This is a genomic window from Amycolatopsis sp. MEPSY49, from assembly GCF_051337345.1.
Classification (GTDB): Bacteria; Actinomycetota; Actinomycetes; order Mycobacteriales; family Pseudonocardiaceae; genus Amycolatopsis.
The window spans coordinates 385,499-412,054 of record NZ_JBDLYJ010000007.1; the positions used below are offsets into that span (position 1 = coordinate 385,499).

26 protein-coding genes are annotated in these 26,556 nt (G+C 71.0%); 20 read left to right on the forward strand and 6 right to left on the reverse strand.

Annotated elements, in window-relative coordinates:
- Positions 1–69: 69 nt before the first annotated feature.
- Both ABFJ78_RS30660 and ABFJ78_RS30665 read left to right on the forward strand, forming a co-directional pair.
- Positions 70–573, forward strand: a complete 504-nt coding sequence (locus ABFJ78_RS30660) for a MaoC family dehydratase (RefSeq protein WP_372672231.1) — start codon at positions 70–72, stop codon at positions 571–573.
- A gap of 7 nt (positions 574–580) precedes the next feature.
- A complete protein-coding gene (locus ABFJ78_RS30665) occupies positions 581–1,675 on the forward strand; it encodes a DUF2332 domain-containing protein (RefSeq protein WP_436390035.1) in 1,095 nt (364 codons plus the stop codon).
- On the opposite strand, the gene ABFJ78_RS30670 is transcribed toward ABFJ78_RS30665, so the two are convergent.
- Positions 1,676–2,089: an NUDIX domain-containing protein gene (locus ABFJ78_RS30670; protein ID WP_436390036.1), complete on the reverse strand. Its 414-nt coding sequence runs from the start codon at positions 2,087–2,089 to the stop codon at positions 1,676–1,678.
- Positions 2,090–2,284: 195 nt separating this feature from the next.
- On the opposite strand from ABFJ78_RS30670, the gene ABFJ78_RS30675 reads away from it, so the two are divergent.
- From ABFJ78_RS30675 to ABFJ78_RS30705, 7 genes are all read left to right on the forward strand, one after another.
- On the forward strand, positions 2,285–2,449 hold the full coding sequence (locus tag ABFJ78_RS30675) for a hypothetical protein (RefSeq protein WP_167379843.1): 165 nt from the start codon (positions 2,285–2,287) through the stop codon (positions 2,447–2,449).
- A gap of 20 nt (positions 2,450–2,469) precedes the next feature.
- Positions 2,470–3,030 carry a PH domain-containing protein gene (locus ABFJ78_RS30680; RefSeq protein WP_072481681.1) on the forward strand — a complete coding sequence of 187 codons (561 nt, stop codon included), beginning with the start codon at positions 2,470–2,472 and terminating at the stop codon, positions 3,028–3,030.
- Positions 3,031–3,078: 48 nt separating this feature from the next.
- A complete protein-coding gene (locus ABFJ78_RS30685; protein ID WP_436390037.1) occupies positions 3,079–3,942 on the forward strand; it encodes a PHP domain-containing protein in 864 nt (287 codons plus the stop codon).
- Position 3,943: 1 nt separating this feature from the next.
- The gene (locus tag ABFJ78_RS30690; RefSeq protein WP_372672227.1) at positions 3,944–4,573 is read left to right on the forward strand and encodes a MarC family protein; all 630 of its coding nucleotides are present in this window, start codon (positions 3,944–3,946) and stop codon (positions 4,571–4,573) included.
- 135 nt (positions 4,574–4,708) lie between these two features.
- Entirely contained in the window at positions 4,709–7,171 is a 2,463-nt protein-coding gene (locus tag ABFJ78_RS30695; protein WP_436390038.1) for an alpha-L-rhamnosidase C-terminal domain-containing protein, read from the forward strand.
- Positions 7,172–7,239: 68 nt separating this feature from the next.
- Positions 7,240–8,091, forward strand: coding sequence for a RecB family exonuclease (locus tag ABFJ78_RS30700; RefSeq protein ID WP_436390166.1), 852 nt, complete (start codon positions 7,240–7,242; stop codon positions 8,089–8,091).
- A gap of 18 nt (positions 8,092–8,109) precedes the next feature.
- Entirely contained in the window at positions 8,110–8,859 is a 750-nt protein-coding gene (locus tag ABFJ78_RS30705) for a hypothetical protein (protein ID WP_436390039.1), read from the forward strand.
- On the opposite strand, the gene ABFJ78_RS30710 is transcribed toward ABFJ78_RS30705, so the two are convergent.
- The gene (locus tag ABFJ78_RS30710) at positions 8,852–10,192 is read right to left on the reverse strand and encodes an Rv3212 family protein (RefSeq protein WP_436390040.1); all 1,341 of its coding nucleotides are present in this window, start codon (positions 10,190–10,192) and stop codon (positions 8,852–8,854) included. The two genes, ABFJ78_RS30705 and ABFJ78_RS30710, sit on opposite strands and share 8 nt — an antisense overlap.
- A gap of 24 nt (positions 10,193–10,216) precedes the next feature.
- Positions 10,217–11,680, reverse strand: a complete 1,464-nt coding sequence (locus ABFJ78_RS30715; RefSeq protein WP_436390041.1) for a DEAD/DEAH box helicase — start codon at positions 11,678–11,680, stop codon at positions 10,217–10,219.
- Between the two features lie 553 nt (positions 11,681–12,233).
- Here ABFJ78_RS30715 and ABFJ78_RS30720 point away from each other — a divergent pair.
- Together ABFJ78_RS30720 and ABFJ78_RS30725 are read left to right on the forward strand one after the other, a co-directional pair.
- Positions 12,234–12,887, forward strand: a complete 654-nt coding sequence (locus ABFJ78_RS30720; protein WP_372672222.1) for a ferritin-like fold-containing protein — start codon at positions 12,234–12,236, stop codon at positions 12,885–12,887.
- Positions 12,888–13,006: 119 nt separating this feature from the next.
- Positions 13,007–13,237 (forward strand): DUF3107 domain-containing protein, encoded by a 231-nt coding sequence (locus ABFJ78_RS30725; RefSeq protein WP_013223016.1) that lies wholly within the window; start codon positions 13,007–13,009, stop codon positions 13,235–13,237.
- A 60-nt stretch (positions 13,238–13,297) separates the two neighbouring features.
- On the opposite strand, the gene ABFJ78_RS30730 is transcribed toward ABFJ78_RS30725, so the two are convergent.
- Entirely contained in the window at positions 13,298–13,615 is a 318-nt protein-coding gene (locus ABFJ78_RS30730) for a DUF4873 domain-containing protein (protein WP_436390042.1), read from the reverse strand.
- The gene (locus tag ABFJ78_RS30735) at positions 13,612–14,385 is read right to left on the reverse strand and encodes a TetR/AcrR family transcriptional regulator (RefSeq protein ID WP_436390043.1); all 774 of its coding nucleotides are present in this window, start codon (positions 14,383–14,385) and stop codon (positions 13,612–13,614) included. The genes ABFJ78_RS30730 and ABFJ78_RS30735 overlap by 4 nt, the downstream gene beginning before the upstream one ends.
- Positions 14,386–14,440: 55 nt before the next feature.
- Here ABFJ78_RS30735 and ABFJ78_RS30740 point away from each other — a divergent pair, with 55 nt between their 5' ends.
- Together ABFJ78_RS30740 and ABFJ78_RS30745 are read left to right on the forward strand one after the other, a co-directional pair.
- On the forward strand, positions 14,441–15,349 hold the full coding sequence (locus ABFJ78_RS30740) for an AurF N-oxygenase family protein (RefSeq protein ID WP_436390044.1): 909 nt from the start codon (positions 14,441–14,443) through the stop codon (positions 15,347–15,349).
- Positions 15,346–16,266 carry an alpha/beta fold hydrolase gene (locus tag ABFJ78_RS30745; protein ID WP_436390045.1) on the forward strand — a complete coding sequence of 307 codons (921 nt, stop codon included), beginning with the start codon at positions 15,346–15,348 and terminating at the stop codon, positions 16,264–16,266. Before ABFJ78_RS30740 ends, ABFJ78_RS30745 begins: the two co-directional genes overlap by 4 nt.
- Before the next feature lie 74 nt (positions 16,267–16,340).
- On the opposite strand, the gene ABFJ78_RS30750 is transcribed toward ABFJ78_RS30745, so the two are convergent.
- A complete protein-coding gene (locus ABFJ78_RS30750) occupies positions 16,341–16,967 on the reverse strand; it encodes a TetR/AcrR family transcriptional regulator (RefSeq protein ID WP_160701635.1) in 627 nt (208 codons plus the stop codon).
- Positions 16,968–17,044: 77 nt separating this feature from the next.
- Between ABFJ78_RS30750 and ABFJ78_RS30755 the strand changes: the two genes are divergently transcribed.
- The 7 genes from ABFJ78_RS30755 to ABFJ78_RS30785 all read left to right on the forward strand — a co-directional run bounded on the left by ABFJ78_RS30755 (position 17,045) and on the right by ABFJ78_RS30785 (position 26,555).
- Entirely contained in the window at positions 17,045–18,058 is a 1,014-nt protein-coding gene (locus tag ABFJ78_RS30755) for an alpha/beta hydrolase (protein ID WP_436390046.1), read from the forward strand.
- Between the two features lie 79 nt (positions 18,059–18,137).
- Positions 18,138–19,301: a DUF3152 domain-containing protein gene (locus tag ABFJ78_RS30760; RefSeq protein ID WP_436390047.1), complete on the forward strand. Its 1,164-nt coding sequence runs from the start codon at positions 18,138–18,140 to the stop codon at positions 19,299–19,301.
- A gap of 93 nt (positions 19,302–19,394) precedes the next feature.
- On the forward strand, positions 19,395–20,570 hold the full coding sequence (gene moeZ, locus ABFJ78_RS30765) for an adenylyltransferase/sulfurtransferase MoeZ (RefSeq protein ID WP_436390048.1): 1,176 nt from the start codon (positions 19,395–19,397) through the stop codon (positions 20,568–20,570).
- 132 nt (positions 20,571–20,702) lie between these two features.
- Positions 20,703–21,500 carry a TIGR02569 family protein gene (locus ABFJ78_RS30770; RefSeq protein WP_436390049.1) on the forward strand — a complete coding sequence of 266 codons (798 nt, stop codon included), beginning with the start codon at positions 20,703–20,705 and terminating at the stop codon, positions 21,498–21,500.
- Between the two features lie 194 nt (positions 21,501–21,694).
- Positions 21,695–23,743 carry a molybdopterin oxidoreductase family protein gene (locus ABFJ78_RS30775; protein ID WP_436390050.1) on the forward strand — a complete coding sequence of 683 codons (2,049 nt, stop codon included), beginning with the start codon at positions 21,695–21,697 and terminating at the stop codon, positions 23,741–23,743.
- Positions 23,740–25,167: an FAD-dependent oxidoreductase gene (locus ABFJ78_RS30780; RefSeq protein ID WP_436390051.1), complete on the forward strand. Its 1,428-nt coding sequence runs from the start codon at positions 23,740–23,742 to the stop codon at positions 25,165–25,167. Before ABFJ78_RS30775 ends, ABFJ78_RS30780 begins: the two co-directional genes overlap by 4 nt.
- Positions 25,164–26,555 carry a nitrate/nitrite transporter gene (locus ABFJ78_RS30785; protein WP_436390052.1) on the forward strand — a complete coding sequence of 464 codons (1,392 nt, stop codon included), beginning with the start codon at positions 25,164–25,166 and terminating at the stop codon, positions 26,553–26,555. The genes ABFJ78_RS30780 and ABFJ78_RS30785 overlap by 4 nt, the downstream gene beginning before the upstream one ends.
- Position 26,556 lies beyond the last annotated feature (1 nt).

The window sequence follows — 26,556 nt, forward strand, 5'->3', positions numbered from 1 at the left end:
AGGGTACTCCTCACTACGGATGCGTGTCGTACCAGCCTCACGCGGTGTTACGCGGAACGGGAGAGACGAGTGCAGTTCGGTCGGTACTACGAGGAGTTCGAGGTCGGTGCGGTCTACAAGCACTGGCCGGGCAAAACGGTCACCGAATACGACGACCACATGTTCTGCCTGCTCACCATGAACCACCACCCGCTGCACCTCGACGCGCACTACGCCGAGGAGACCACCGACTTCGGCAAGAACGTCGTGGTCGGCAACTACATCTACTCGCTGCTGCTGGGCATGTCCGTGCCCGACGTCTCCGGCAAGGCCATCGCGAACCTCGAGGTCGAGTCCCTCAAGCACGTCAAGCCGACGTTCCACGGCGACACCATCTACGGCGAGACCGAGGTGCTGGACAAGACGCCGTCGAAGTCCAAGGACGACCGCGGCGTCGTGTACGTCGAAACGCGCGGTTACAAGCAGGACGGCCTGATCGTGTGCACCTTCCGCCGGAAGGTGATGGTGCCGAAGCGTTCCTACGGCGAGACCCGGGGCGGGGAGCAGCCGGGCCGGCCGGTGCCGCACGAATGAGGCTCTGATGGACTTGGACGGGATCAAGGGCGTACTGCGCACGTTCGCGGAAGTCGAGGCGCGCGGGGTGTCGCCGCTGTACGAGCACCTCGCGCTGCAGGCGGCGGAGGACGACGACGTCGCCGGGCTGCTGTCGGCCGCGCGTGACGGCGAAGTCCGCGGGACGCTGCTGATGGCGACCGCGCACCGGCTGGTCCAGGCCGACCCGATCCACCCGCTGTCGCGGTACTACCCGTCCCTGGGCGGCTTCGACGGCGTCGATTCGGAGACCTGGCCGCTGTTCCGGTCGTTCCTGCTGGAGCGGGCCGAGAAGGCCCGCGCGTTGATTTCGGCGCGGTACACGCAGACGAACGAGGTCCGCCGCGCGGCGCTGCTGTACCCGGGCGTGGCGCGGGCGGCGAAGGAAGCGGGCGGGAAGGTTTCGCTGCTGGAGGTCGGCTGCAGCGCGGGGCTCCTGCTGGGGCTGGACCGCTTCGGCTACCGCTACCAGTGCGACGGCGGCGAGCAGCTGACGGCGGGCCCGGCGAAGGCCGCGGTCGGGCTGCACTGCGCGCTGGACCTCGCGCCGGGCGCGGTGGCGCCGAAGCTGCCGAAGAAACTCGCGATCCTCGACCGGGCGGGCCTGGACCGGGCGCCGGTGGATCTGTCGGACGAAGACGAGCTGGCGTGGCTGGAGGCGTGCGTCTGGGCCGACCAGCCGGACCGCATCCGGCTCCTGCGCACGGCGGCGGCGGAGCAGGCGAAGCACCGGCCCCGGCTGATCGAGGGCGACGGCGTTTCCGGCCTCGCCTCGGCGGCCGCCACGCTGGAGGGGCCGCTGGTCGTGGTGACGAGCCACGCGCTGGCGTATTTCCCGCCTGAGCGGCGTGCGGAGTTCGTCGAGGGGCTGGCTTCGCTGGCGGCTTCGCGGCCGGTGTGGTGGGTGTCGGAGGAGTTCTACGGCGCCGGGCTCGAGATCGTGCTGCCGGGCCGTTCGGACCTCTCCGGGGCCGACGGGCTCGCGACTTTGGGCGTCGTGCGGTGGGAAGACGGGAAGGCGGAGGCCCACGCCCTGGCGCGAACCGCCCCGCACGGGCAGCGGATGACCTGGTTGCCGCTGTAGTCAGGCGCGGGGGAGCGCTTTCCAGTCGCGGAGCGTCACGTACAGGAGATCCACCAGCTCCCCCGCCGCCTCGAGCGCTTTCAGGTCTGCCGCATCGGACCAACGGACGTCCGTCGCGTCGTCACCCGCCGTGAGCACCCCGCCGGCCACTTCGCACCCGTAGTCGAAGATTTCGTAGGGGCCCCTGGTCACCGACCCCACGAGTGTGCCGGGAATCACGTCGAGCCCGGTCTCCTCGGAGAGTTCCCGGATGACCGCCTTTTTGTCTGTTTCGCCCGGTTCCACTCGGCCACCCGGCAGCGACCACTGCCCCGAACCAGGGTCGTTCCGGCGCCGGATGAGCAGCAAACGGCCGCGTGTGTCGTACGCGATGCCGCCTACGCAGCGGATTGTGGTGCCGACGGGGCTGTCCATGCCCGAAGGGTAGACGTGACCGAACTGAAAACGGATGTCCTGTACACGGAGAGTAGCCGTACGGTACACTTCGGACCGCGTGCTGACCCAAGCGCGGGACTTACCTCCCCAGCGCCTGTTCAGTGCGGTACAACGTAAAAAGTCAGGATTTCTGCTGTTGTCCGGTGTCACCGTAAGAGACGGGATTTGATCGCGGTGAACGTGAAGAAGATTGCGGGCCTCGCCGGTATCGCGTTGGTGCTGTTCTTCGTCATTGCCCAGCCGGGTCAGGCCGCGGGCCTTGTCGGCAACATCGTCGACTTCCTGCGCAGCTCGGCCGAATCGGTGATCACCTTCGTCAGCAACGTGTTCAAGGGCTGATCGGGGGCTACCCTCGAACCATGTTCGCGCCACGCGACCCCGACGAGTACCTCCTCGACACCGAGCGGCGGGTCATCCGGATCCGCCGCCACTGGGCGGTGCTGCTGTGGGACACCTTCGAGGCGGCCGCCCTGCTGGCCGTCTGCGTCCTGGTGTCCTACCTGCTGCCACCGGCGCTGTACATCGGCCAGAACATCCTCTGGTACGTGGCGCTGCTCGTCGTGCTGCGGTTCGCCTACCAGGTGATGGAGTGGTGGGTCGAGCGGCTGGTGGTCACCGACAAGCGGTTCGTCATGACCACCGGGGTGTTCACCACCAAGGTGCTGATGATGCCGATCAGCAAGGTCACCGACCTCAGCTACGTGCGCACCGCCACCGGCCGCATGATGGGCTACGGCACGATGGTCGTCGAGTCCGCCGGTCAGATCCAGGCACTGAACCGGATCGACTACCTGCCGCGGCCCGAAGAGTTCTACGACACGATCTCGGAGCTGGTCTTCGGCGACAAGCAGAAGCAGGCCGAGCGCTTCTCCATGATCAAGGCCCAGCGGGCGGCCCGGGGCAAGAAGCCGGTCGGCTGACTCATCCCGCCGCAGCTGTGACCTAGCGCATCGTCGACAATGGACCCGATGCGCATCGACCTGCACGCCCACTCCACCGCTTCCGACGGCACCGACACGCCGGCCGGTCTCGTCGCCGCCGCGGCGAGAGCCGGGCTCGACGTCGTCGCCATCACCGACCACGACACCACCGCGGGCTGGGCGCCCGCTTCCGAGGCCATTCCGCCAGGGCTGACCCTCGTCCCCGGCGCCGAGCTCTCCACGGTGTCGATCGATCCCGAAACCGGGCGCCAGATCAGCGTCCACCTGCTCGCCTACCTCTTCGACCCGACGTCGGAGGCGGTCGTCACCGAGCAGACCCGGCTGCGCGTCGAGCGCCGCACGCGGCTGCGCCGGATGGCCGAGCGGATGGCCGCCGACGGCCTCCCCGTCGACGCCGACGAGATCTTCGGCCTGCTGCCCGAGGACTCCCCGCCCGGGCGCCCGCACCTGGCCCAGGCGCTGGTCCGCGCCGGGCTGGTCAAGTCCGTCGACGAGGCCTTCGCCGACTACCTCAGCCCGCGCCGCGGCTACTACGTCGCCCGCCGCGACACCCCGGTCGAAGAGGCGATCGACATGATCGCCGCGGCCGGCGGCGTCACGGTCATCGCGCACCCCTTCGCCTTCAGCCGTGGCGCCACGATCAGTGAAGACACCCTCGCCGGCCTGGCCGAACACGGCCTCACCGGCGTCGAAGCCGACCACCCGAACCACGACGCGCCGACGCGGGCCCGCACCCGCGCGCTGGCCGGCGAGCTCGGCCTGCTCGTCACCGGGTCGAGCGACTACCACGGCACGAACAAGACGATCGCGCTCGGCGAGTGCACCACCGACCCCGGGCAGCTCGAGGAGCTCGTCTCGCGGGCGACGGGGTTCCAGGTCGTGAAGGGCTGACATGGCGATCGCCGACGTCTTCGACGCGAAGCTCTTCATGAGCGCGACGATCACCCTGATCGTCATCATGGACCCGCCCGGCACGGTGCCGGTGTTCCTGAGCCTCGTCGGCCGCAAGCCGATGGCCGTCCGCGCCCGCGCCGCGCGGCAGGCCGTCCTCGTGTCGCTGCTGGTCATCAGCCTGTTCGCGGTCGCGGGCCAGGCGATCCTCGCCTACCTCGGCATCGGCATCCCGGCGCTGCAGGGCGCCGGCGGCCTGCTGCTCCTGCTCATCGCCCTGCAGCTGCTCACCGGCAGCGGCCACGAACCCGAGGCGGCCGCCGAGGACGTCAACGTCGCGCTCGTCCCGCTCGGCACGCCGCTGCTGGCCGGGCCGGGCGCGATCGCCGCGACCATCGTGTTCGTCCGCCAGGCCGACGGCCACATCGGCGCGTACATCGCGCTGGCGCTGGCGATCGTGATGACGCACTTCGTGATCTACATCTGCATGCGCTACTCCGGCGTCGTCATCCGGCTGATCAAGGAAAGCGGCATCACGCTGCTGGCCAAGGTGGCCGGCCTGCTGCTCGCGGCCATCGCCGTCGAGCTCGTCGCGAACTCCGTGCGCGGCTTCATCGCCGGCGGCAGCTGACCCCGCCTTTCGGGTTGTCCTGCCGGACAGGAACCGGCGGGTTCGTTGACATCGTTGGCACCGCTCGCGCAGCCTGAACCTCAGCTCAGCGGTTGAAACGATTCAAACGCCCCTGTGTCGGTTTCGGAGGCCTCGATGAAGTGGCTCAGAGCATTCCTGCCGGTGACGGTGCTGGTGGCGAGCGGCGTGGTCGCCGCACCCGCCGACGCCGCGCCGAGCTGGCAGAAGTACGTCGTCGCGCCGGCGAGCCGGGACGTCCGGCCGGTGAAGGTGCTGTCGACGACCGGCGACGTCACCAACCCGGACGGCCTGCTCGGGAAGGGCGTCGCGACGTTCAAGCGGCAGGCGCCGCCGCCGAAGCCGGCCTGGCCCGCGGGGACCACCGCGGCCGCGTCGTCGTTCCACGCGCCGAACAACGGCGGGAACGGTCAGCCGCGGACCTACGACCCCGGCAACGCCGTCGACGGCAACACCGAGACGTTCTGGAACGACGACACGATCGGCGCCTACCCGGACGTCCTGACCATCACCTCGGCCGCGCCGGTCACGCTGCCCGGCGTCACGCTGCTGTCCAGTGTGGACGGTGTGCCGCAGGACTACACCGTCGAAGTGCTGGACGCGGGCACGTGGCGCGTCGCGGCCACGGTCACCGGCAACACCGCGGTCCAGCGGGCGGTGCAGTTCGACCGGCCGGTGACGACCACGCAGGTCCGGATCACCGTCACGAAGGACCAGAACACGCCTTCGGGGGAGTTCAGCCGCGTCACCGAGGTCTGGCCGGGCCTGGTCGCCGACCCGCCGGTGCCGGTCGCGGTGGTGGACTTCGGCAAGGTCGTCGCCGGGTACCCGAAGATCTCCTTCGCGGGCGCGTCGCCGAACCACCCCGGCGTCCGGTTGTCGTTCTCCGAAACCCAGCAGTACCTGGGCGAACGCTCCGACTTCACGCGTTCGGACTTCTCCGGCGGGCCGGGCAGCGACCAGTACGCCGTGCCTACGACGCCGACCGTCTGGCGGGACACGAAGGGCTGCCAGAGCGGGACGCAGGTGTGCGCGGACGGCCTGCACGGCTTCCGCTACCTGCGGATCAGCCTCGACGCGCTGGCGTCGGACGCGCCGCTGGCCCAGCCGTCCGGCGAGGTGCGGATCACCGGCGTCTCGCTCGACTTCACGCCGTTCCTCGGCACGCCGGACACCTACCGCGGCTGGTTCGAGTCGTCGGACGCCGAGCTGAACCGCTACTGGTACGCGGCTTCGTACACCAACGAGCTGGGCATGGACACCTTCCGCGAGTCCGATGTGGACCCACGCGGCGCGTTCTCGCCGTCGCTGGACGGAAAACTGGTGCTGCACGACGGCGCGAAGCGCGACCGGGACCCGTACGTCGGCGACGTCGCGGTGTCCGGGCTGACCCAGTACCTGACGCACCAGGACGGCACGGCGGCGAAGAACGTCCTCGCCGACCTCGCCGACCACCAGCGGGCGGACGGCTGGATCCCGCCCGCGTCGATCAACAACTACACGCTGCCGCTGTTCGACTATCCGCTCTGGTGGGTGACGTCGAGCTGGGACTACGTGCTCTACACGGGCGACACCGCGTACGCGGCTTCGTACTACTCGCACCTCGTGAAGACGCTCGACTCGTGGTACCCGTCGGTCACCGATTCGCGCGGGTTGCTCGCGAAGGGGCTCAACGGCACCGGCGGCTACGGCGACTACGCGTTCCTGCCGCGTACGGGCGAAGTGACGTACTACAACGCGTTGTACGTCCGGGCGCTTCAGGGCGCGGCGGGTCTCGCGCGGGCGACCGGGCATCCTGCCGACGCCGATCGCTGGCTCGCGCGTGCTTCCGGCGTCGCTTCCGCCGTGAACACTTATTTGTGGGACCCGGCGGCGGGGGCGTACCTCGACTCCGGGACGGGCGCGGTGCGGCACGGCCAGGACGGCAACAGCCAGGCCATTTTGGCCGGTATCGCGTCGCCTTCGCAGGCCACATCGGCGTTGGCGCGGCTCGCGGCGGGTGCGTTGCCGTACGGGAATCCGTTCATGGACAACGACACTCTCGTTTCCGACGGCACGAAGCGCGTGTACGCGTTCACGTCGTTCCCGGAGCTGCAGGCGCGGTTCCGGAGCGGGCAGCCGGACTCGGCGATCGACCAGATCAAGCGGATGTACGGCTGGATGGCTTCGCGCGACCCGGGCATCACGGCGTGGGAAGGCATCGGTGAAGGCGGTTCGCACTACGAGCAGGGGTACACGTCGGCGGCGCACGGCTGGTCGACCGGTGTCGTGCCGGCGTTGACGAACGAGCTGCTGGGCGTCTCGCCCGCTTCGCCGGGCTTCGCGACGTGGACTGTCGCGCCGCACCCGGGTTCGGTTTCGTGGGCGCGTGGCGCGGTGCCGACGCCGAAGGGCGCGTTGTCGGCTTCGTGGTCTCAGCAGGGTTCGGTGTTCTCGTTGACGGTCACGGCTCCTCGCGGGACTTCGGGTTCGCTGGTGGTTCCGTCGGGCAAGCTGGTGCTGCTGGACGGGAAGCCGCTGCGGTCCGGTGGGGCGCTGGCCGTTTCCGGTGGTACGCACACCGTGTTGGTCGTGCGGTAGCTGCCTTCACGGGTGCCACGCGGAAACTGTCGGTGGTGGTGCGTAGCGTGGCACCCGTGAAGGAGCAGATGGGGTTCGACTTCGGCGTCGCGCAACCGGTGCGGCTCACGAAGGTGTCGCCGGCGCGGCTGGCCACCTTCGACGACTGCCCGCGCCGGTACCGGCTCGCGTACCTCGAACGGCCGACCCCGCAGCGCACCGGGCCGTGGGCGCACAGCACGCTGGGCGCGGTGGTGCACAACGCGCTGCGGGCGCTGTTCGACCTGCCGGTGCTCAAGCGGGTGCCGCAGCGGGCGGTGGCGCTGGTGGCGGAGTTCTGGAAGGACGCGGGCTTCGAGACCGAGGAGCAGGCGGCCCGCTACCGGGCGCGCGCGAAGGGGTGGGTGGCGGAGTACGTCGAGGACAACGACGTCACCCACGACCCGGTCGGGCTCGAGCGGTGGGTGTCGGCGCCGGTGAGCCCGTCGCCGGGGGAGAAGCCGTCGATGATCATCGAGGGCCGCGCGGACCGGATCGACGCGCGGGACGGTTCGCTGGTCATCGTGGACTACAAGACGGGACGGCGGCCACCGGACGAGTACGAGGCGCGGGCGTCGCAGGCGCTGGCGCTGTACGCGGTGGCGGCGGCCCGGACGCTGCGGACGCCGTGCACGACGGTCGAGCTGCACCACCTCCCGACGGGCACGATCGCGGCGGCCGAGCACACGCCGGAGAGCCTGCAGCGGCACCTGCAACGCGCGGGCGAGACCGCCGCGGACCTGAGGCTGGCCACGGATACCCTGGACGCGGGCGGCGACGCGGACGTGCTGTTCCCGGCCCGCCCGGACCGCCGTTGCGCCTGGTGCGACTTCAGGCCGAGCTGCGCGGTGGGGCAGGAAGCCGCCCCGCAGGCACAGCCGTGGGACCTGCTCGCGCCCTGACAGGGGAGAGGAAGAGGTTTGGCTTCACCGGACACCGACGAGTTGCAGGCCGGGGGCCCGGGCCGGGGGCAGGATGTGGTCGGGCCCGGGGCGGCCGGGGTGCAGCCGACCGAGCCGCTTGCCGCTGCCGGCGTGCGCGAGCAGGCCGAGGCGGCCGCCGCCGGGGCGCAGCAGACTGAGCCGCTCGCGACCGGGGCCGAGCCGCCGGGGCCGGTAGAGCCTGCCGCCGCCAAGCCCGGCGCCGCCGGGGCGCGGGGGCAGGGTAAGTCGGTGGCTGCCGGGCCCGGGGCGGCCGGGGTGCAGCCGACCGAGCCGCTTGCCGCTGCCGACGTGCGCGAGCAGGCCGAGGCGGCCGCCGCCGGGGTGCAGCCGACTGAGCCGCTCGCCACCGAACCTCTCGCCGCCGAGGCGCAGACCGTTCCTCAAGAACGCGTCGAACCCGAGCGGATCGAGCCCGCCGATGCCGCGGCCGAAGAGCCCGCCGAGCCGGAAAAGCCGCGCGGCCGCTGGTGGCGGGGGTTCACCGGCTCACTCGCCGCCGGCCTCACCGTCCTGGCCATCGGGGTCCTCGCCGTCGCGGGCATCGGCCTCTACACCGGCGCCCCCGGCCCCGGTCCCGCGCTCCTCATCGGCCACCCCATCGCAGCCGTTCTCGCCTTACTGGCCCAGCGGGTCGCCGATCGCCGAAATGGCGCGGCAGCCGCGGGCGCGGGTCTGGCCGTCGTGCTCTTCGCCGTCGCGGCCCTGACCCTCTTCTGGCTTACTTGAGCGCCGTCAGCGTTCCGCCGCGCTCCTCCAGGAGCACCGGACCCGCCGCACCGAGCCGGACCACGCCCGCGTAACCGCGGCGGTCCACCCCGACCGTCCGGATCGTCGACCCGTCGTTCTCGTTGAGCACCGCCAGCCCGCCCTTGATCGGCACCACCAGCTGCGAAGCGAACACGATCCCCGGCCCCGAAGCGCTGCTCAACGTCCACCGCGGCGACAAATCGTCGCGGGACAACGCCACCACCTTCGACCCGCTGAACCAGTACACGTTCTGCGCCGTCTGGGTCGTCGCCTCGACACCCGCCGGCGGGTCCGCCGCCAAGTCGCCGGCCGGCACGTCCAGCGGGTACGCCGCGCGCTGGGAACCGTCGCCGTTGTAGACCACCAGGAGCTTCTGGTCCGGCAACACCACCGCCGTCAGGTCACCCGACATCGCGATCACCCGCGCGCGCTTGCCCGCCAGGACGCTGCTGAACGCCACCTGCGGCTCGTCGTCCTTCTCCGGCGCCGCCTTGTAGACCGTCAACCGGTCCGCCGGGTCGCCCGGGCAGCGCTCGATCACGCCGACCTTGCCCGACGCCGCCGCGACCGTGCCGTACGTGCAGCCCGTGCGCGGCTGCTTGCCCGCGTTGACCAGCGCCGGGACCTGGCCGTACTCGGCGCTCTGCACCAGGTCGTCGCGCCAGGTCGTCAGGAGCTTCTTGCCCGTCGCCGTCACGTGCGACCCGTCGCTGACCAGCTGCGTGCCCAGCTCCGCGTTGCCGTTGCGCTGCGCCGTGATCCGGCCCGTGCCCGGGTCCAGCTGCGTGACCTCGCTGCACGAAGTCTTCGAATAAACGGCGTTCAGCCGCCCCCACGTCTCGTTCACCGTGCACAGCGGGAGGTCGCGCGCGTAGTGCCAGCGGATCTGGCCGGTCAGCGGGTCGCGCGCGTCGACCTCGCCGCCGTCGGCCGTCGCCACGGTGTCGCCCGCCACCACCGGGACCGGCGTCGCGCCGCTGCGGGCGCTCCAGATCTCGGTCAGCGAGCCGGGCACCTTGTCCGGTGCCGCGGGCAACGGCGGGGGCGGCGCCGCCTCGGTCCGGTCGGTGGCCGCGCTGTCGCTCGTCACGCCGATGACCAGCGCGACGGCGACCACGGCGACCGCGATCAGCGCGGCGATCGCCCGGTCCCGCCCGCGGTTCCACGGCGATCGCCGTGCCTTGACCCGCGGGGCGGGCGGGGTCGGAGCGACGTCCTCCAGGACGTCCTCGGAGCCGTACTCGGGGGCCGGTTCTTCCGCGGGCGCGACCGCTTCAGGCGCGCTTTCGGGCGCCTTCTCGTCTTCGCTCACTTACCCGACCCCCGTGCGTAGGCCTCAGTCTGCCGACGCAGGTGTATCAGACGTCGCGGCGGGACGGCGACGGCGGCGCCGCCGAGCCGGCCGCTCGGCGTTCTCGCCGGCTTCCTTCTCGGCCGCGGGACCGGTCGTCTCCGGCGCCGTGCCGCGGGTGCGGCGACGCGTCCGGGTGCGGCCTTCCGAGGCAGGAGCGTCATCCGAAGCGGCGGCGGCGTTGTCCGCGGCCTCGATCGCCTCGGCGGCCCGCGAACCACCGCGGGTCCGCTTGCGCGGGCTCCGGGCGCGCTTGCGCGGCGCCTCTTCCGTGGTGTCGTCGGCGGCCTTGCCCCGGCCACGCGGGCCGCGGCGCTTGCCGCCCAGGTCCTCTTCCACCTCGGCGCCCAGGCCGGCGCGGGTGCGCTTGCCCAGCGGCAGCCGCCCGGTCGTGCCCTCGGGGATGCCCAGGTCGGCGTACAGGTGCGGCGACGACGAGTACGTCTCCACCGGCTCCGGCTTGTCGAGGCCCAGGGTGTCCGAAATCAGCTTCCAGCGCGGCTCTTCGTCCCAGTCGACGAGGGTGACGGCGACGCCGGTCCGGCCCGCGCGGCCGGTGCGGCCGATGCGGTGGACGTAGGTCTTCTCGTCGTCCGGGCACTGGTAGTTGATCACGTGCGTGACGTCGTCGATGTCGATGCCGCGGGCCGCGACGTCGGTCGCGACCAGCACGTCGACCTTGCCGGAGCGGAACGCGCGCAGCGCCTGCTCGCGGGCGCCCTGGCCCAGGTCGCCGTGCACGGCGGCGGCCGCGAAACCGCGCTCGACCAGGTCGTCGGCCACCTTCTGCGCGGTGCGCTTGGTGCGGCTGAAGATCATGGTCAGGCCGCGGTCCTTCGCCTGCAGCACGCGGGCGATCACCTCGGGCTTGTCCATCGAGTGCGCCCGGTAGACGAACTGGGTGGTGCGCTCGTGGATCGCGCTCGCGTCGTTCTCTTCGGCGCGGATGTGCGTCGGCTGGCGCAGGAACGTGCGGGCCAGCGTGATGATCGGGCCGGGCATGGTCGCCGAGAACAGCATCGTCTGCCGCTCGTCCGGCACCATCCGCAGGATGCGCTCGATGTCGGGCAGGAAGCCCAGGTCGAGCATCTCGTCGGCCTCGTCCAGCACCAGGCCGCGGACCTTGCCCAGCACGAGGTGCTGCTGCTCGGCCAGGTCGAGCAGGCGGCCCGGGGTGCCGATCACGACGTCGATGCCCTTGCGCAGGGCTTCGATCTGGGGCTCGTAGGGGCGGCCGCCGTAGATGGCCAGGGTGCGGATGCCGAGGTGCTTGCCGGCGCCCTTGAGGTCGTTCGCGACCTGGATGCACAGCTCGCGGGTCGGGACCACGACGAGCACCTGCGGGGTGCCGTCGCCGGGGACCTGCACGCGGTGCAGCAGCGGGACGCCGAAGCCCAGCGTCTTGCCCATGCCGGTGCGGGCCTGGCCGATGAGGTCGTCGCCGGCCATCGCGAGCGGCAGCGTGAGCGCCTGGATCGCGAAGGTCCGTTCGATGCCGGCCTCGCCGAGGGCCTTGACGATCTCCGGCTTGACGCCGAAGGACGCGAAGGTCGGGGCTTCGGGCTCGACCTCGACGCCCGCCTGCAGCGGGTGCGACGTGTCGAGCGCGGCCGGGCCGGTCTCGCTGTGTTCCAGCGCGACGGCGGGGGTCTGTTCGGTTGTGGGAATTTCTGCGGTCAGGGTGATCGCCTCTCTCGTGACCAGCGCGCACAGCCCTGGGTCCGCTCGACACTCGACCGGGAGTAAACCCTGGTCCCTGGCGCTGATCTGGAGCGCGGAACCGGTCCGTCCCGGGAATGCCGGAAGAGGCGTGCACGCACATTGCAGTACGTCGGCAAGCCGCGTGACCTGCCTGTTCCCGACGCCGGTATGGCGTACGGAAGCTTCTATATCATTCGCAGTGTACCTGGTCAGCAGTTTTTCGACAGTACCCGGCGCGCCGTAACCAGTGTGATCGGTCTCGTCGCGGCACGCCCGGGCGCTTCGGCGATACCCTGCCCCCGTGACCGAGCCGAAAGAGATCTCAGAGGGCGTAGTCGACCTTCTGGGTGTGATCGCCTACCTCGAACTTTCCGCGTTCGACCGGATGGCCGAAGACGCGCGCAGCGCCCCCACCCTGGCCGGGCGGGCCGCGCTGGCGAGGATGGCGGCCGCGGAGATCGGTCACTACGGCCTGCTGGCCGACCACCTGGCCGCCCACGACGTCAAGATCGAAGACGCGATGACGCCGTTCGTGGCCCAGGTCGACGCCTGGCACGCGTCGACGCCGCCGAAGTCGTGGCTCGAGTCGCTGGTCAAGGCCTACGTCGGCGACGGGCTGGCCGCCGACCTCTACCGCGAGATCGCCAGCTGGCTCGACCCGGAGACCAAGGACCTCGTGCTCACCGTGCTCGCGGACACCGGCCACTCCGCGTTCGCCGAGCGCGAAGTCGCGGCCGGCATCGAAGCCGACCCCAAGACCCGTGACAAGCTCGCTCTGTGGGGGCGCCGCCTGCTCGGCGAGGCGCTCACGCAGGCCCAGTACGTCGTCGCCGAGCGCGACGGGCTGGCCGAGCTGATCATCGGCGGTTCGGGTGACCTCTCCGGAATCGCCGCGCTGTTCCGGCGGTTGCAACAGGGGCACACGAAGCGCATGCAGGCGCTCGGCCTGGGCTGAACCCGATGGAGTACCCGGAAGTGACGACGCGGTCGGGCGCGGACATGCGCCACCGGAACGAGCCGGTTCGGTTAGCCTTGGCCGGCACATCCCTTACGAATTTCCAGCGGAGGTCCCACGTGGAGGTCAAGATCGGCATCAAGGACACGCCGCGCGAGCTGGTGGTGTCCAGTGGCCAGTCTCCCGAAGAGGTGGAGAAGCTGGTCGCCGAGGCCCTGACGGCCGGTGACGGGCTCTTCCGCATCAACGACGAGAAGGGGCGCAAGTACATCGTCCCGTCCGACCGCATCGCGTACGTCGAGATCGCCCCCTCCGACGTCCGCAAGGTCGGCTTCGGCGTCGGCGACTGACCCAGCGCGAACAGCCGTGAAGGCCACCCCGGGACGTTCCCGGGGTGGCCTTCACGGACTTCAGGCGTTGAGTTCTTCCAGCGTCGTGGGGACGTGGAACGGCGGCGTGCTCGTGCCCATGACGCGGTAGCGGCCCCACGGGTCCGGGTCGGAAAGCTCGCCGTCCGCGGTGTACTCGCCGGCCTGGATCGTGACCGGCTTCTTCTTGCCGCCGGCCAGCTTGGTCAGCTCCTCGTTCACCGCCACCCGGCCGTACCAGCGGTAGAACCCGTCGATCGGCTGGAAGTAGCCGCGCAGCTCCACCGTCACCGGCAGGGAAACGCCGTCGACCACCAGCGTGGCCGGACCGCCGTAGCCGTCTTCGTCGTGCTCGCTCATGACGTCTCCTCCGCCGAATCCGGCTCCGAGCGGCCCAGCTGGACCACCTTGTTGGCTTCCAGGGGCAGGTTCGGGTCGATGACCACGCCGTGCTGGCGGGTCAGCCCGTCGATCGCCGCCCAGATGATCTGCGTCAGGTACTCGACGACCGCGTCACGGCCCATCGACCTGCGGTCCAGCCACCACTCGCCGGTGTTCTGGACCATCCCGACGATGCCGTGCGCCCACGGCTCGGCCGCGCCGGAGTCCATGTTGAACATCCGCATGTAGTCGCCGAGCAGCGCCGTCAGCGCCGTCGCGATCAGTTCCTTGTCCTCGGCCACGACGTCCGACGACACCGGCTTCTCCGGCCGGCCGTGCGCCAGCAGCCGGTAGAGGTTCGGGTGCTCCTCGATCACCGTGAAGAACGCGTCGAGCGCCATCCGGATCCGCGGGACCGGCGCGAGCTCGGCGTTGATCGCCGGGATCAGCCGCTCGAACAGGATCTCCGTGCCGCGCTGGCCGAGGGCGACGTAAAGGTCGGCCTTGTCGTCGAAGTGCCGGTACAGCACCGGTTTCGTGACGCCGGCCTCCGCGGCGACGTCCTCCATGCCGAGGTCGGGGCCGTGCGTGTCGAGCGCCCGCAGCGCGGCCTCGACGAACTCCTTGCGCCGCGCGATCCGGTGCTTGCGCCAGCGGTCGCGGCGGGCGTCGCCGGTCGCCTCCTCGTCTCGCGACGAGGACCTGGGCTGCTTGCCGGAGCGCTTGACACGTTCGATCACGGGGCTCATGCTACGCACAGGTAACTGTTACCTCAAGTTACACATTGCGGAAGGGGTGTCGGCAATGACGCGGACGCTGAAGGAACCGGATCGCGAAAAGACCGCGGACCGCCTGCTGAAGTCGTCGGCGAACAAGTTCTACGACCCGGACGTCGACATCGACTGGACCGCGCCGCTCGTCGAGGGCAAGCGCTTCATCCTGGACGAGCGCTCGTCGCTGTACGGCACCGAGCTGTGGGACAAGCTGACCCCCGAGCAGCGGATCGAGCTGGGCAAGCACGAGGTCGCGAGCGTCGCGACGACCGGGCTGTGGTTCGAGATCCTGTTGATGCAGATGCTGCTCAAGGAGGTCTACGAAGAGGACCCGACGTCCGCGCACGCCCAGTTCGCGCTCACCGAGATCGCCGACGAGTGCCGGCACTCGACGATGTTCGCGCGGATGGCGTCGCGGATCGGCTGCCCCGCCTACGGCCCGGTGCCGTGGCTGCGTCGCCTGGCGAAGCTGATGCCGACGATCTCCTACGGCCCGGCCCGCTACGGCGCGATCCTGGTCGCCGAGGAGGTCCTGGACCGGCTGCAGCGCGAGCAGATGAACGACGAGGGCGTCCAGCCGCTGGTCCGGATGGTCAACCGGATCCACGTCCTCGAAGAGGCGCGGCACGTCACCTTCGCCCGCGAAGAGGTCACGCGCGGCATGGCGAAGCTGTCGAAGGCCGAAATCGCCTACCAGCAGTTCATCATCGCGCTGATTTCGTACTTCGTGACGCGGGCGTTCATCAACCCGAACGTCTACAAGGCGGTCGGCATCCGGCCGCGCGACGGCGTCGAGGCGGCGCTGAACAACCCGCACTGGCAGGGGACGATCGCGTGGGCCGGGGAGAAGATCATGCCGTTCCTCGAGGAGTCCGGCCTGGTCGGGCTGCCCGGGAAGTACTTCTGGCGCAAGTCGTTCCTGCTCCCGGCGGGCCGGTGACCACCGCGTCGCGGCTGCGCGACCCCTCGATCGAGCACCGGTTCGTCGCGAGCGACGGCGCCGCGCTGCACGTCTCGCAGTCCGGGCCGGCCGACTCGGTGGTGACGCTGGTGCTCGTGCACGGCTGGACGCAGGACCACCGGACGTGGGACTTCGTGCTGCCGCACCTCGACCCCGGCGTGCGCGTGCTGCGCTACGACCTGCGCGGCCACGGCGGTTCGGCGCACGCCCGGCCCGGCGGCGCCACGATCGCCCGCCTGGCCGACGACCTCGCCGAGCTGATCGCCGACCGCGTCCCGGAAGGGCCGTTGGTGCTCGCCGGGCACTCGATGGGCGGCATGACGCTGATGGTGCTCGCCGAACGGCACCCCGCGCTCGTCCGGGAGCGGCTGGCCGGGGCGGCGTTCGTGGCGACGTCGTCGGGCGACATGGACAAGCTGACGCTCGGCTTCCCGGGCCTGGTCGGCCGGGGCGTGACGCGCTTCGAGCCGCGGGTGGCCCGCCTGCTGGCGGGGCTTCGGAGCGAGACCCTGCGGCTGCGGCCGGGGATGGTCCGCTCGGGCGCGCGGCGGCTGGTGTTCGGGGTCCGCCCGGGGCGCGAGCAGGTGGACAGCGTCGTCGAGCAGCTGCTGGCGGCGCACCCGGCGAGCGCGGGGATGTTTCTGGACGCGATCGCGGCCCATCGGGGCGTGGGCGGGCTGGGGGCGCTTTGCGACGTGCCTTCGGTGGTGCTGGCGGGGGAGCGGGACCGGTTGTGCCCGCTGGCGCACGCGAAGGTGATCGCGGACGAGTTGCCGCACGCGGAGTTCGTCCGGTTCCCGGGCGCGGGCCACATGCTCCCGCAGGAACGCCCCTACGAAGTCGCCCGCCGCATCAGCACCCTGATCCGCACCGCCGCCACTGCTGACACCCGGTAAACAATGCATCTTTCCTAGGGAAAGCTCGGCTTTGTGCCGCAAAGTAGCGAGCTTTCCCTACGAAAGATGCGTCCTCAGGCGTCCTTGAGCGGGAAGCCGCCGCCGATGCCGCGCCACGCCAGGTTGGCCGTCAGCGCCACCGCTTCCTCGCGGCTCATCGACTGGTGGTGCTGCAGCCAGAACCGGGCGCTGACCTGGCTCATCCCGACCAGGCCCACCGCCAGCAGCCGCGCCTTGTCCTCGTCGAGGCCCGCGTCCGCCGTGATCGTCTCGGTGATCGCGTCCACGCTCGCCGACGTCGCGCGGTCGACCGCTTCCTGGACCGCCGGCTCGCCGCGCAGGTCGGACTCGAACACCATCCGGAACGCGCCCGCGTCCTCGCTGACGAAGTCGAAGAACGCGCCGACCGTGGCCGGGACGCGCTGCTTGTTCTCCGTCGTCGAGTCCAGCGCGTTCTGCACGCGTTTCACCAGCTCGTCGACGTGGCTTTCCAGCAGCGCGATGTACAGGTCGAGCTTGCCGGGGAAGTGCTGGTAGAGCACCGGCTTGCTGACACCGGCCACTTCGGCGATCTCGTCCATCGCGGCGGCGTGGTAGCCGTTCTCGGCGAAGACCCGCTGCGCCGCGGCGAGGAGCTGGGCCCGCCGTTCCGTCCGGGGCAGGCGCACCCCACGTTGCTGCAGCCGCGTCATCTCCGTCATGCTCGTCCTCCCGTCATCGCTTCTTCGACGGGCGGGGTCGCCACCGCGTGAAGTCGACCTGAAGATTACTCGCCGGTATGTATGCCTTGCCACGGGTCGGGCATCCTGAATCCGTGAACACCGCCGCGACCACGCGGGCGCCGCTGACGCACGTGCCCCTGTCGACCAGGGAATTGCCGTCCCTCGAGCCGTTGAAACCGCCGTGGCCCGCGGCCTTCGAAGAGGTCGGCACCGCCCGCCTCCACGTCCGCCGCACGCCGGGCCCGGACGGCGTGCCCGCGGTCTACGTGCACGGCCTCGGCGGCTCGTCGACGAACTGGACGGACCTGGCGGCGCTGCTCGCGCCCGTCGCCGGCGGCACCGCGCCCGACCTGCCCGGCTTCGGCTGGTCCGAGCCGGAACAGGGCTTCGACTTCAGCCTCCAAGCGCACGCGGAAGTCGTCGCGCGGCACATCGAGGACGTCGGCGCGCCCGTCCACCTGCTCGGCAACTCGATGGGCGGCGCCATCGCGCTGCTCATCGCCGAGCGGCGCCCGGAGCTGGTCAAGACGCTGACGCTCATCTCGCCCGCGATGCCGGACCGCCGCCTCGACCCGCGGCGGCTGTCCGACCCGCGGATGGCGCTGGCGTACCTCCCGCTGGTCGGCGCCCGCGTGCGGGCCCAGCTGGCCGCCCTCGGCCCGCGCGAGCGCGCCGCGCAGGTGATCAAGCTGTGCTTCGCCGACCCGTCGCGGTTCCCGGCCGAACGGCTCGACGAACTGGCCGACGAGCACGGCGCCCGCGCCGGGTTCACCTGGGCCGCGCCGGCGATGGCGCGCAGCACGTTCGCGATCTTCCGCGCGTGGTCGACGCTCGGGAAGGCGTCGCTCTGGTCGGCGGCGCCGCGCGTCCAGGCCCCGACGCTGGTGGTCTGGGGGCGCGAGGACCGCGTGATTTCCGTGAGACGCGCCATGCGGACGGCCAAGGTGATCCCGAAGGCCCGGCTGCTCGTGCTGCCGCGGACCGGCCACGTGGCCCAGATGGAACGCCCGATCGTCGTAGCGAAGGCCGTCTTGGGCATGTGGGAGCACGTCGAAGCCGGAACTTGGTAGTCCGATCGGGTGACAACAAAACCCGGGTGGTCCGCCAGTCGCCGATAACGGTTCGGTGGCGCTGTGGCACCCTGGTGCGGTGGACCGGGTGAGGCAGGACGCGCGAGGCGACGATCGGCGGGCTCCCCACCGCGCGTCGGCCCGCCGCGCGACCGGCGGCCCCGAACCCGAGGACGCCCCGCGGACCGGGCAGTACCGCCCGGCCAGGCAGTCCGCCCAGCGCGTCGGCGAGGACCGCTACCGCCCCGGCGGCCGGCGGACCAGCGCCGAGCCGCTGAGCGCGTCGTGGAAGCCGCGTGTCGAGGCCTCGCGCGAGAAGGCCGCACCGCCGCAGAAGACGGGGATCGCGAAGCTCACCAAGACCTACGGCTGGCGCGTCTACGCCCTGCCGATCCTCGTCGTGCTGACCGTGCTCGTCGTGGTCAACACCGCGAACAGCCCGGCCGAGCCGATCGCGGAGCAGGGCACTCCCGCCGGTATCGAGTCGGCGGGTGGTGACGCCGCGGGCGGCGCGATCGACGGCAACGGCGAGCAGGCCATCCCCGAGAACCCGGCCACGCCGGTCGACCTCAAGGTGCCGACCGCCGACCTGCCCGAGGGCACCCCGTTCACCCAGGCCGGCGCGGGGAAGTGGCACGTGGTGCCCGGCACCGGCCCGAAGATCGGCACCGGGAAGCTCTACACCTACACCGTCGAGGTGGAGGACGGGATCGACCCGGCGAGCTACGCGGGCGACGACGCCTTCGCGACCGCCGTCCAGGGCACGCTGTCCGATCCCAAGAGCTGGACGTGGGACGGCAAGATCGCGCTGCAGCGCGTCGACGCCAACTTCCCGAACCCGTCGTTCAAGGTGAGCCTCACCACGCCCGAGACGACGCACCGCGCCGACGCCTGCGGGTTCCAGATCACCTTCGAGGCGTCCTGCTACCGCAAGAGCCTCGGGCGCGTGCTGATCAACCTGGCCCGCTGGGTGCGCGGCGCGAAGGCCTTCGGCGCCGACATGACCGGGTACCGGCAGTACGCCATCAACCACGAGGTCGGGCACGCGCTGGGCAACCAGCACGTCGGCTGCGGCGGCAACGGCCAGCCCGCGCCGGTGATGATGCAGCAGTCCTTCGGCGTGTCCGACGACTACGTGTCGATGCTCAACGACATCCCCGGCGGCGACAAGGGCAAGGTGGCCAAGGACGGCCGTGTCTGCGTCCCGAACGCCTGGCCGAACCCGACACCCAAGAAGCAGTAGCTCTTCCCACCATCTGGACGTGGGAAGGCTTATTTGCCCGCGGGCGTTGTGCATAGTGGGATGGACGCGACCCGCGTGCGAGATGGAGGACCAATGTCAGCACTGCCGCCGCTCGTCGAGCCGGCTGCCGAGCTCACGAAGGAAGAGGTGGCCCGGTACAGCCGGCACCTGATCATCCCGGACGTCGGGGTGGCCGGGCAGAAGCGGCTGAAGAACGCGAAGGTCCTGGTGATCGGCGCCGGCGGCCTCGGCAGCCCCGCGCTGCTGTACCTGGCCGCGGCCGGCGTCGGCACGCTCGGCATCGTCGACTTCGACGTCGTGGACGAGTCGAACCTGCAGCGCCAGGTCATCCACGGCCAGTCCGACGTCGGCAAGCTCAAGGCCGCCTCGGCGCAGGAGTCGATCGCCGACGTCAACCCGTTCGTGAAGGTGCACCTGCACACCGACCGGCTGGACTCGTCGAACGCGCTGGAGATCTTCGAGCAGTACGACCTGATCGTCGACGGCACCGACAACTTCGCCACGCGCTACCTGGTCAACGACGCGGCGGTGATCCTCGGCAAGCCCTACGTCTGGGGCTCGATCTTCCGGTTCGAGGGCCAGGTCAGCGTCTTCTGGGAGGACGCGCCGAACGGCAAGGGCCTCAACTACCGGGACCTCTACCCGGAGCCGCCGCCCCCGGGCATGGTCCCCTCCTGCGCCGAGGGTGGCGTGCTGGGCGTGCTGTGCGCGTCCATCGGCTCGATCATGGTGACCGAGGCGATCAAGCTCATCACCGGCATCGGCGAGCCGCTGCTCGGCCGCCTGATCAGCTACGACGCGCTGGAGATGAAGTACCGCGAGGTCAAGATCCGCAAGGACCCGGAGACCCCGAAGATCACCGAGCTGATCGACTACGAGGCGTTCTGCGGCGTGGTTTCGGACGAGGCGGCCCAGGCGGCGTCGGGCAGCACCATCACCCCGGCCGAGCTCAAGGCCAAGTTCGACAGCGGCGAGAACTTCGCCCTGATCGACGTCCGCGAGCCGCACGAGTACGAGATCGTCAACATCAAGGGCGCGACGCTGATCCCGAAGGACCGGATCCTCTCGGGCGAGGCGCTGGCCGAGCTGCCGCAGGACAAGCCGATCGTCCTGCACTGCAAGTCGGGCGCGCGCTCGGCGGAGGCCCTCGCGGCGCTGCACGCGGCCGGCTTCAAGGACGCGACGCACCTCGGTGGCGGCGTGCTGGCGTGGGCCAAGCAGATCGACCCGAGCCTGCCGACCTACTGACAGTGGTTCTTCGTGAAGGCCGCCTCCGGCTTCGGAGGCGGCCTTCACGGCGTTTCGTCCGAGTCGCAAAACACTCCGTGACCAGCGCGTCTTCTCGTTCGTGGACCACCCGGCCGGGTACCGTCGGCAGTTGTGCGGACAACCCTCGAACGCCCTCCGGAGCACGTTTGCGCGGCCTTCGGCGGGCTCGGCGACGCCGGCGAACCGCTGCCGGACTCGACGGCGTGGCGCAGCGGCGACCTCGTGTTCAAGCCGGTCACGGACAAGGCCAGGACGCTGTGGACGGCCCGCGCGCTCGACTACGTGAACGAGCCGGGCCTTCGGGTGGCGAAGCCGGTCCGCTCCAGCGACGGCCGCTGGATCGTCGGCGGCTGGACGGCGTCCCGGTTCGTCCCGGGCACACCCGAGCACCGCGGCGAAGAGTCGGTGCTGGCGGCGGTGAAGCTCCACCGCGCGACGATCGGCCTGCCCCGACCGGAGTTCCTCGCGGGCCGCCGCGACGTCGACGCGATCGCCGACCGGGTGGCGTGGGAGGAACTCGAGGTCCCGCTGGAGGAAACGAAGGGCGGCCGCTGGTTCGAGGTCCTGGCCGGCGCGCGCCGTCCGATCAAGCTGCCGTCGCAGGTGGCGCACGGAGAGCTGCTGGCGGGCTTGCTGTTCGACGGCGACGCGGCCCCGGGGCTGGTGGACTTCGTCCCGTACTACCGGCCGGGCGAGTACGGCGCGGCGATCGTGGCGGTGGACGCGCTGGCGTGGGGCGGGGCTTCACGGGAGCTGCTGGAGCGGTGGGCGCACCTGCCGGAGTGGCCGCAGCTGCTGTTGCGCGCGGTGTTGTTCCGGTTGGCGTCGAACGCGCTGAACCCGAGGTCGACGCAGGCATCGCTCGACGGGCTTCGGGCGGCGGCGCGTGAGGTGTCCGGCGTCTTGTGACCGAGGTCGCAAGATCGGACGTCACGACCGGCGATGCGCCGCTGACCTCCCGACTCCCACACCTCGGACGCGGATCTCACCGGCCGGGCGCCGGACACACCGCCGTAATGTCAACTGCCTGAAACATTCGGTCGAATCCGGTTAACACGGCCTCCTTAGCGTCAGGGCATCCCCGAACCGCCGAGGAGGTGCCCGTGCCGCAGGTCGACACCCACTGCCCGTACTGCGCGCTGCAGTGCGGCATGTCCCTCGACGGCTCTCGCGTGACGCCGCGGGACTTCCCCGTCAACGCCGGCGGCCTCTGCCAGAAGGGCTGGACCTCCGGCAGTCTCCTCACGAGCCCGAAGCGCCTCACCACCCCGATGATCCGCGTCGACGGCGCTCTCGAGCCCGTCAGCTGGGACTTCGCCCTCGACTTCGTCGCGCGCAAGGTTGCCGCGTTGCAAGCCGACCACGGCCCCGACGCCGTCGCGATCTTCGGCGGCGGGGGCCTCACCAACGAGAAGGCCTACCTGCTCGGCAAGTTCGCCCGCGTCGCGCTCGGTACCTCGCAGATCGACTACAACGGCCGCTTCTGCATGTCTTCGGCCGCCGCCGCGGGAACCAAGGCCTTCGGCGCCGACCGCGGGATGCCCTTCCCCGTCACCGATCTCAAGAACGCCGACGTCGTGCTGCTCGCCGGGGCGAACCCGGCCGAGACCATGCCGCCGTTCACCCAGCACCTGCGCGGCGCCGACCTGATCGTCGTCGACCCGCGGCGCACCCCCACCGCCGAGCTGGCGAGCCTGCACCTCGCCCCCGCGCCCGGCACGGACCTCGCGCTGGCGCTGGGCATCCTGCACGCCGTCGTCGAAGGCGGTCACCTCGACCAGTCCTATGTGGATACGCGCACGAGCGGGTTCGAGGACGCCTGGCGGATCGCCGCGAGCTGGTGGCCGGAACGCGCCGAGCGCGTCACCGGGGTCTCGGCCGCCGACATGCGCCTCGCCGCCGCGAAGCTCGCCAACGCCCGCAACGTCTACATCCTGACCGCGCGCGGCACCGAGCAGCACGCGACCGGCACCGCGACCGTCGGCGGCTGGATCAACCTGGCCCTCTCGCTGGGCCTGCCCGGCCGTGAAGGCGCCGGCTACGGCTGCCTCACCGGCCAGGGCAACGGCCAGGGCGGCCGCGAGCACGGCCAGAAGGCCGACCAGCTGCCCGGCTACCGCAAGCTCGACGACCCCGCCGCGCGCGAGTACGTCGCCGGCGTCTGGGGTGTCGCCCCGGACAGCCTGCCCGGCCCCGGCCGCTCGGCCAGCGAGCTGCTCGAAGCGCTCGGCCAGGAAGACGGCCCGAAGGCGCTGATGGTGTTCGGCAGCAACGTCGTCGTCTCGGCGCCGCGGTCCCAGCGCGTCCAAGATCGGCTGTCCGAACTGGACTTCCTGGTCGTCGCCGACTTCGTGCTGTCGGAGACCGCCGCGCTGGCCGACGTCGTCCTCCCGGTCACCCAGTGGGCCGAGGAAGACGGCACGCTCACCAACCTCGAAGGCCGCGTCCTGCTGCGCCGCAAGGCGATCGACGCGCCCCCGGGCGTTCGATCCGATTTGGCCGTCCTCAACGGACTCGCGCACCGGTTGGGACAGCCGGAAGACCGGTTCCCGACCGACGCCGAGACGGTGTTCGAGGAGTTGCGGATCGCGTCCAGGGGCGGGATCGCGGACTACTCCGGCGTCAGCTACGACCGCCTGCGGGCAGGCGAAGCCCTGCACTGGCCGGTGCCGGCGGACGACCACCCCGGCACTCCGCGGATGTTCCTCGAGTCGTTCGCCCACCCGGACGGCCGCGCGCGGTTCGTGCCGGTGGAGCACACCGGTCCGGCCGAGCTGCCGGACGACGAGTTCCCGTTGCAGGCCACCACCGGCCGCGTGCTGCAGCACTACCAGTCGGGCGCGCAGACGCGCCTGATCGAGGAACTCAACGACGTCGTGCCGGAAGCGTTCGTCGAGGTCCACCCGGACACCGCCAAGCGGGCCGGTCTCGAGGAAGGCGACGCCGCGAGGATCCGGTCTCGCCGAGGCGAAACGATCGCCAAGGTCCGGTTCGCCCAGTCGCTTCGGCCGGACCTCGTCTTCCTGCCGTTCCACTTCCCCGGTGAGCAGCGCGCCAACCTGTTCACCAATCCGGCGCTCGACCCGGTGAGCCGGATGCCGGAGTTCAAGGTGTGTGCCGTGTCCCTGTCTACTGTGGATGGTGCCGCATGACCCCCCGTGAAGTCGTCATAGTCGGCTACGGCATGGCCGGTGCCCGGCTGGCCGACGAGATCCGCCGCCGTGACCCGATCGCCGAACGCGTCCGCCTGACCGTCCTCGGCGCCGAAAAGCACGCCGCCTACAACCGCGTCCTCCTCTCGGCCGTCGTCGCCGGCGGGATGAGCGCCGAAAGCGTCCGCCTGCACGACGACGAATGGGCCGCGCGCCACAACATCGACCTGCGGCTCGGGGTCGACGTCACCCGCATCGACCGCGAGAAGCGCTGCGTCGAACTCGGCGACGGGTCCACAGTGGACTACGACGCCCTGGCCCTCGCGACCGGCGCGAACCCGTGGATCCCGCCCGTCGAAGGCCTCGAAGCCGGGCCGGGCGTGGTCGCCTTCCGCAGCCTCGACGACTGCGCCAAGATCCTCGACGCCGCCCGCTTCGGCGCCCCGGTCGCCGTCCTCGGCGGCGGGCTGCTCGGGCTCGAAGCCGCCCGCGGGCTGGCCGGGCGCGGCAACCAGGTGACCGTCGTGCACCCGCTCGGGCACGTCATGGAACGCCAGCTCGACCCGGCTGCCGGGCACGTGCTGGCCCGGCAGCTCACCGACATGGGCGTGACCTTCAAGTTCGGCGCCACCGCCGCCCGCTACCTGCCCGGCGACGGCCTCAAGCTCGACGACGGCACCCTCGTCCCGGCCGACCTGGTCGTGGTCGCCGCCGGTGTCCGCGCAGAGACGGCCTTGGCCGCCGACGCCGGGCTCGACGTCGACATGGGCATCCTCGTCGACGACGTCCTGCGCACCAGCGACGGCCGGATCCACGCCCTCGGCGACTGCGCCCGCCACCCCGGCGCGCCGGCCGGGCTGATCCAGCCCGCGTGGGAACAGGCCGAGGTCCTCGCCGACGTCCTGACCGGCACCAACGCGGCCGCCCGCTACCGCGGCACCACAGCCGTCACCCGGCTGAAGGCCCGCGGCATCGACCTCGCCGCACTCGGCGAGACGCAGCTCGACGCCGGTACCCCGGACGTCGAGGTGCTCACCTTCAACGACCCCACCGGCGGCCGATACGGCAAGCTCGTCGTCCGCGAAAACCGCGTCACCGGGGCGATCCTGCTCGGCCTGCCCGACGCGGCCGCGTCGATCACCCAGTTCCACGACCGCGGCACCCCGCTGCCCGACGACCGCCTGGCGGTCCTGCTGGGCCGCGCGCTGCCCAGCGGCAGCGCCCCGGCGGCCAGCCCGGCCGACCTGCCCGCGGCGGCGGTGATCTGCCGCTGCAACAACGTCACCAAGGGCCGGCTGATCGAGGCCTGGAAGGCCGGGGCCACCGACACTCCCGCACTGGCGCGGGCCACGCGAGCCACGACGGGCTGCGGCGGGTGCACCGACGCCGTCGGCGGCATCGCCAACTGGCTCGCGGCGCAATGACCGACCCGACCCGCTCTGAGGAGAACCCCGTGGCACACCAAGGAAAGCACTGGATCGAGCACTGGGAGCCGGAGAACGAGGAGTTCTGGGAGGCGACCGGCAAGAAGGTCGCGCGCCGGAACCTCTGGTTCTCCGTGCTGGCCGAGCACATCGGCTTCTCGGTCTGGACACTGTGGTCGGTCATCGTCCTGTTCATGGGCAAGGACTACGGCTTCTCCGCCGCCGACAAGTTCCTGCTCGTCTCGACGCCGACGCTGATCGGCGGCCTGATGCGGCTGCCCTACACCTTCGCCGTGGCGAAGTTCGGCGGTCGCAACTGGACGGTCGTGTCCGCCGCCCTGCTGCTGATCCCGACGATCCTCGCGGCGGTCGTGCTGCACCCCGGCACGTCACTCGGCACGTTCCTGCTGGTCGCGGCCCTCGGCGGGGTCGGCGGCGGCAACTTCGCGTCGTCGATGACGAACATCAACACCTTCTACCCGGAGAAGCACAAGGGCTGGGCGCTCGGCCTCAACGCGGGTGGCGGCAACCTCGGCGTCGCCGCGATCCAGCTGATCGGGCTGCTGGTGATCGGGACGGCGGGTGCGACCGCGCCGCGGATCGTGCTCTACGTCTACATCCCGCTGATCGTCGTCGCCGCGGTGTGCGCGTACCTCTACATGGACAACCTCGCCACCGTGAAGGGCGACACCAAGGCGATGCGCGAGGTCGTCAAGGAGCCGCACACCTGGGTGATGTCCTTCCTCTACGTCGGCACGTTCGGCTCGTTCATCGGCTACAGCTTCGCCTTCGGCCTGGTGCTGCAGAACCAGTTCGGCCGCACCCCGCTGCAGGCGGCGGCGGTGACCTTCCTCGGCCCGCTGCTCGGCTCGCTCTCCCGGCCCAGTGGCGGCTGGCTGGCCGACCGGATCGGCGGCGGCAAGATCACTTTCGTCACTTTCATCGGGATGGCACTCGCGACGGTCGTGCTGATCCTTGCCTCGACGTCGAAGTCCCTCGCCCTGTTCACGGTCGCGTTCATCGTGCTGTTCGTGCTGGCCGGCGTCGGCAACGGCTCGACCTACAAGATGATCCCGGCGATCTTCCGCGCCAAGGCGAAGATCGCGATTTCGAACGGGGCCGAAGAGGCGGCCGAGCTGCTGAAGGCGCGGCGCCTGTCGGGCGCGCTGATCGGCCTGGCCGGCGCGATCGGTGCCGAGGGCGGGCTGTTCATCAACCTCGCCTTCCGGCAGTCGTTCGCCGACGCGAAGAGCGGCGTCCCCGCCTTCATCGGATTCCTCGTCTTCTACGGGCTGTGCTTCGCCGTCACCTGGGCGGTCTACCTGCGCAAGCCCGCCGAACAGCCCACGAGTGAGCGCGGTCTGGCGCTCGCGGGAGCGGAGGTCTGAG

What these genes read in the sequence shown, in the direction of transcription:
- ABFJ78_RS30665 (WP_436390035.1), top strand. Translation starts at nt 581, where the DNA reads ATGGACTTGGACGGGATCAAGGGCGTACTGCGCACGTTCGCGGAAGTC.
- ABFJ78_RS30670 (WP_436390036.1), bottom strand. Translation starts at nt 2,089, where the DNA reads ATGGACAGCCCCGTCGGCACCACAATCCGCTGCGTAGGCGGCATCGCG.
- ABFJ78_RS30680 (WP_072481681.1), top strand. Translation starts at nt 2,470, where the DNA reads ATGTTCGCGCCACGCGACCCCGACGAGTACCTCCTCGACACCGAGCGG.
- ABFJ78_RS30685 (WP_436390037.1), top strand. Translation starts at nt 3,079, where the DNA reads ATGCGCATCGACCTGCACGCCCACTCCACCGCTTCCGACGGCACCGAC.
- ABFJ78_RS30690 (WP_372672227.1), top strand. Translation starts at nt 3,944, where the DNA reads ATGGCGATCGCCGACGTCTTCGACGCGAAGCTCTTCATGAGCGCGACG.
- ABFJ78_RS30695 (WP_436390038.1), top strand. Translation starts at nt 4,709, where the DNA reads ATGAAGTGGCTCAGAGCATTCCTGCCGGTGACGGTGCTGGTGGCGAGC.
- ABFJ78_RS30700 (WP_436390166.1), top strand. Translation starts at nt 7,240, where the DNA reads ATGGGGTTCGACTTCGGCGTCGCGCAACCGGTGCGGCTCACGAAGGTG.
- ABFJ78_RS30715 (WP_436390041.1), bottom strand. Translation starts at nt 11,680, where the DNA reads ATGGCCGGCGACGACCTCATCGGCCAGGCCCGCACCGGCATGGGCAAG.
- ABFJ78_RS30730 (WP_436390042.1), bottom strand. Translation starts at nt 13,615, where the DNA reads ATGAGCGAGCACGACGAAGACGGCTACGGCGGTCCGGCCACGCTGGTG.
- ABFJ78_RS30735 (WP_436390043.1), bottom strand. Translation starts at nt 14,385, where the DNA reads ATGAGCCCCGTGATCGAACGTGTCAAGCGCTCCGGCAAGCAGCCCAGG.
- ABFJ78_RS30740 (WP_436390044.1), top strand. Translation starts at nt 14,441, where the DNA reads ATGACGCGGACGCTGAAGGAACCGGATCGCGAAAAGACCGCGGACCGC.
- ABFJ78_RS30750 (WP_160701635.1), bottom strand. Translation starts at nt 16,967, where the DNA reads ATGACGGAGATGACGCGGCTGCAGCAACGTGGGGTGCGCCTGCCCCGG.
- ABFJ78_RS30755 (WP_436390046.1), top strand. Translation starts at nt 17,045, where the DNA reads ATGTATGCCTTGCCACGGGTCGGGCATCCTGAATCCGTGAACACCGCC.
- moeZ (WP_436390048.1), top strand. Translation starts at nt 19,395, where the DNA reads ATGTCAGCACTGCCGCCGCTCGTCGAGCCGGCTGCCGAGCTCACGAAG.
- ABFJ78_RS30780 (WP_436390051.1), top strand. Translation starts at nt 23,740, where the DNA reads ATGACCCCCCGTGAAGTCGTCATAGTCGGCTACGGCATGGCCGGTGCC.
- ABFJ78_RS30785 (WP_436390052.1), top strand. Translation starts at nt 25,164, where the DNA reads ATGACCGACCCGACCCGCTCTGAGGAGAACCCCGTGGCACACCAAGGA.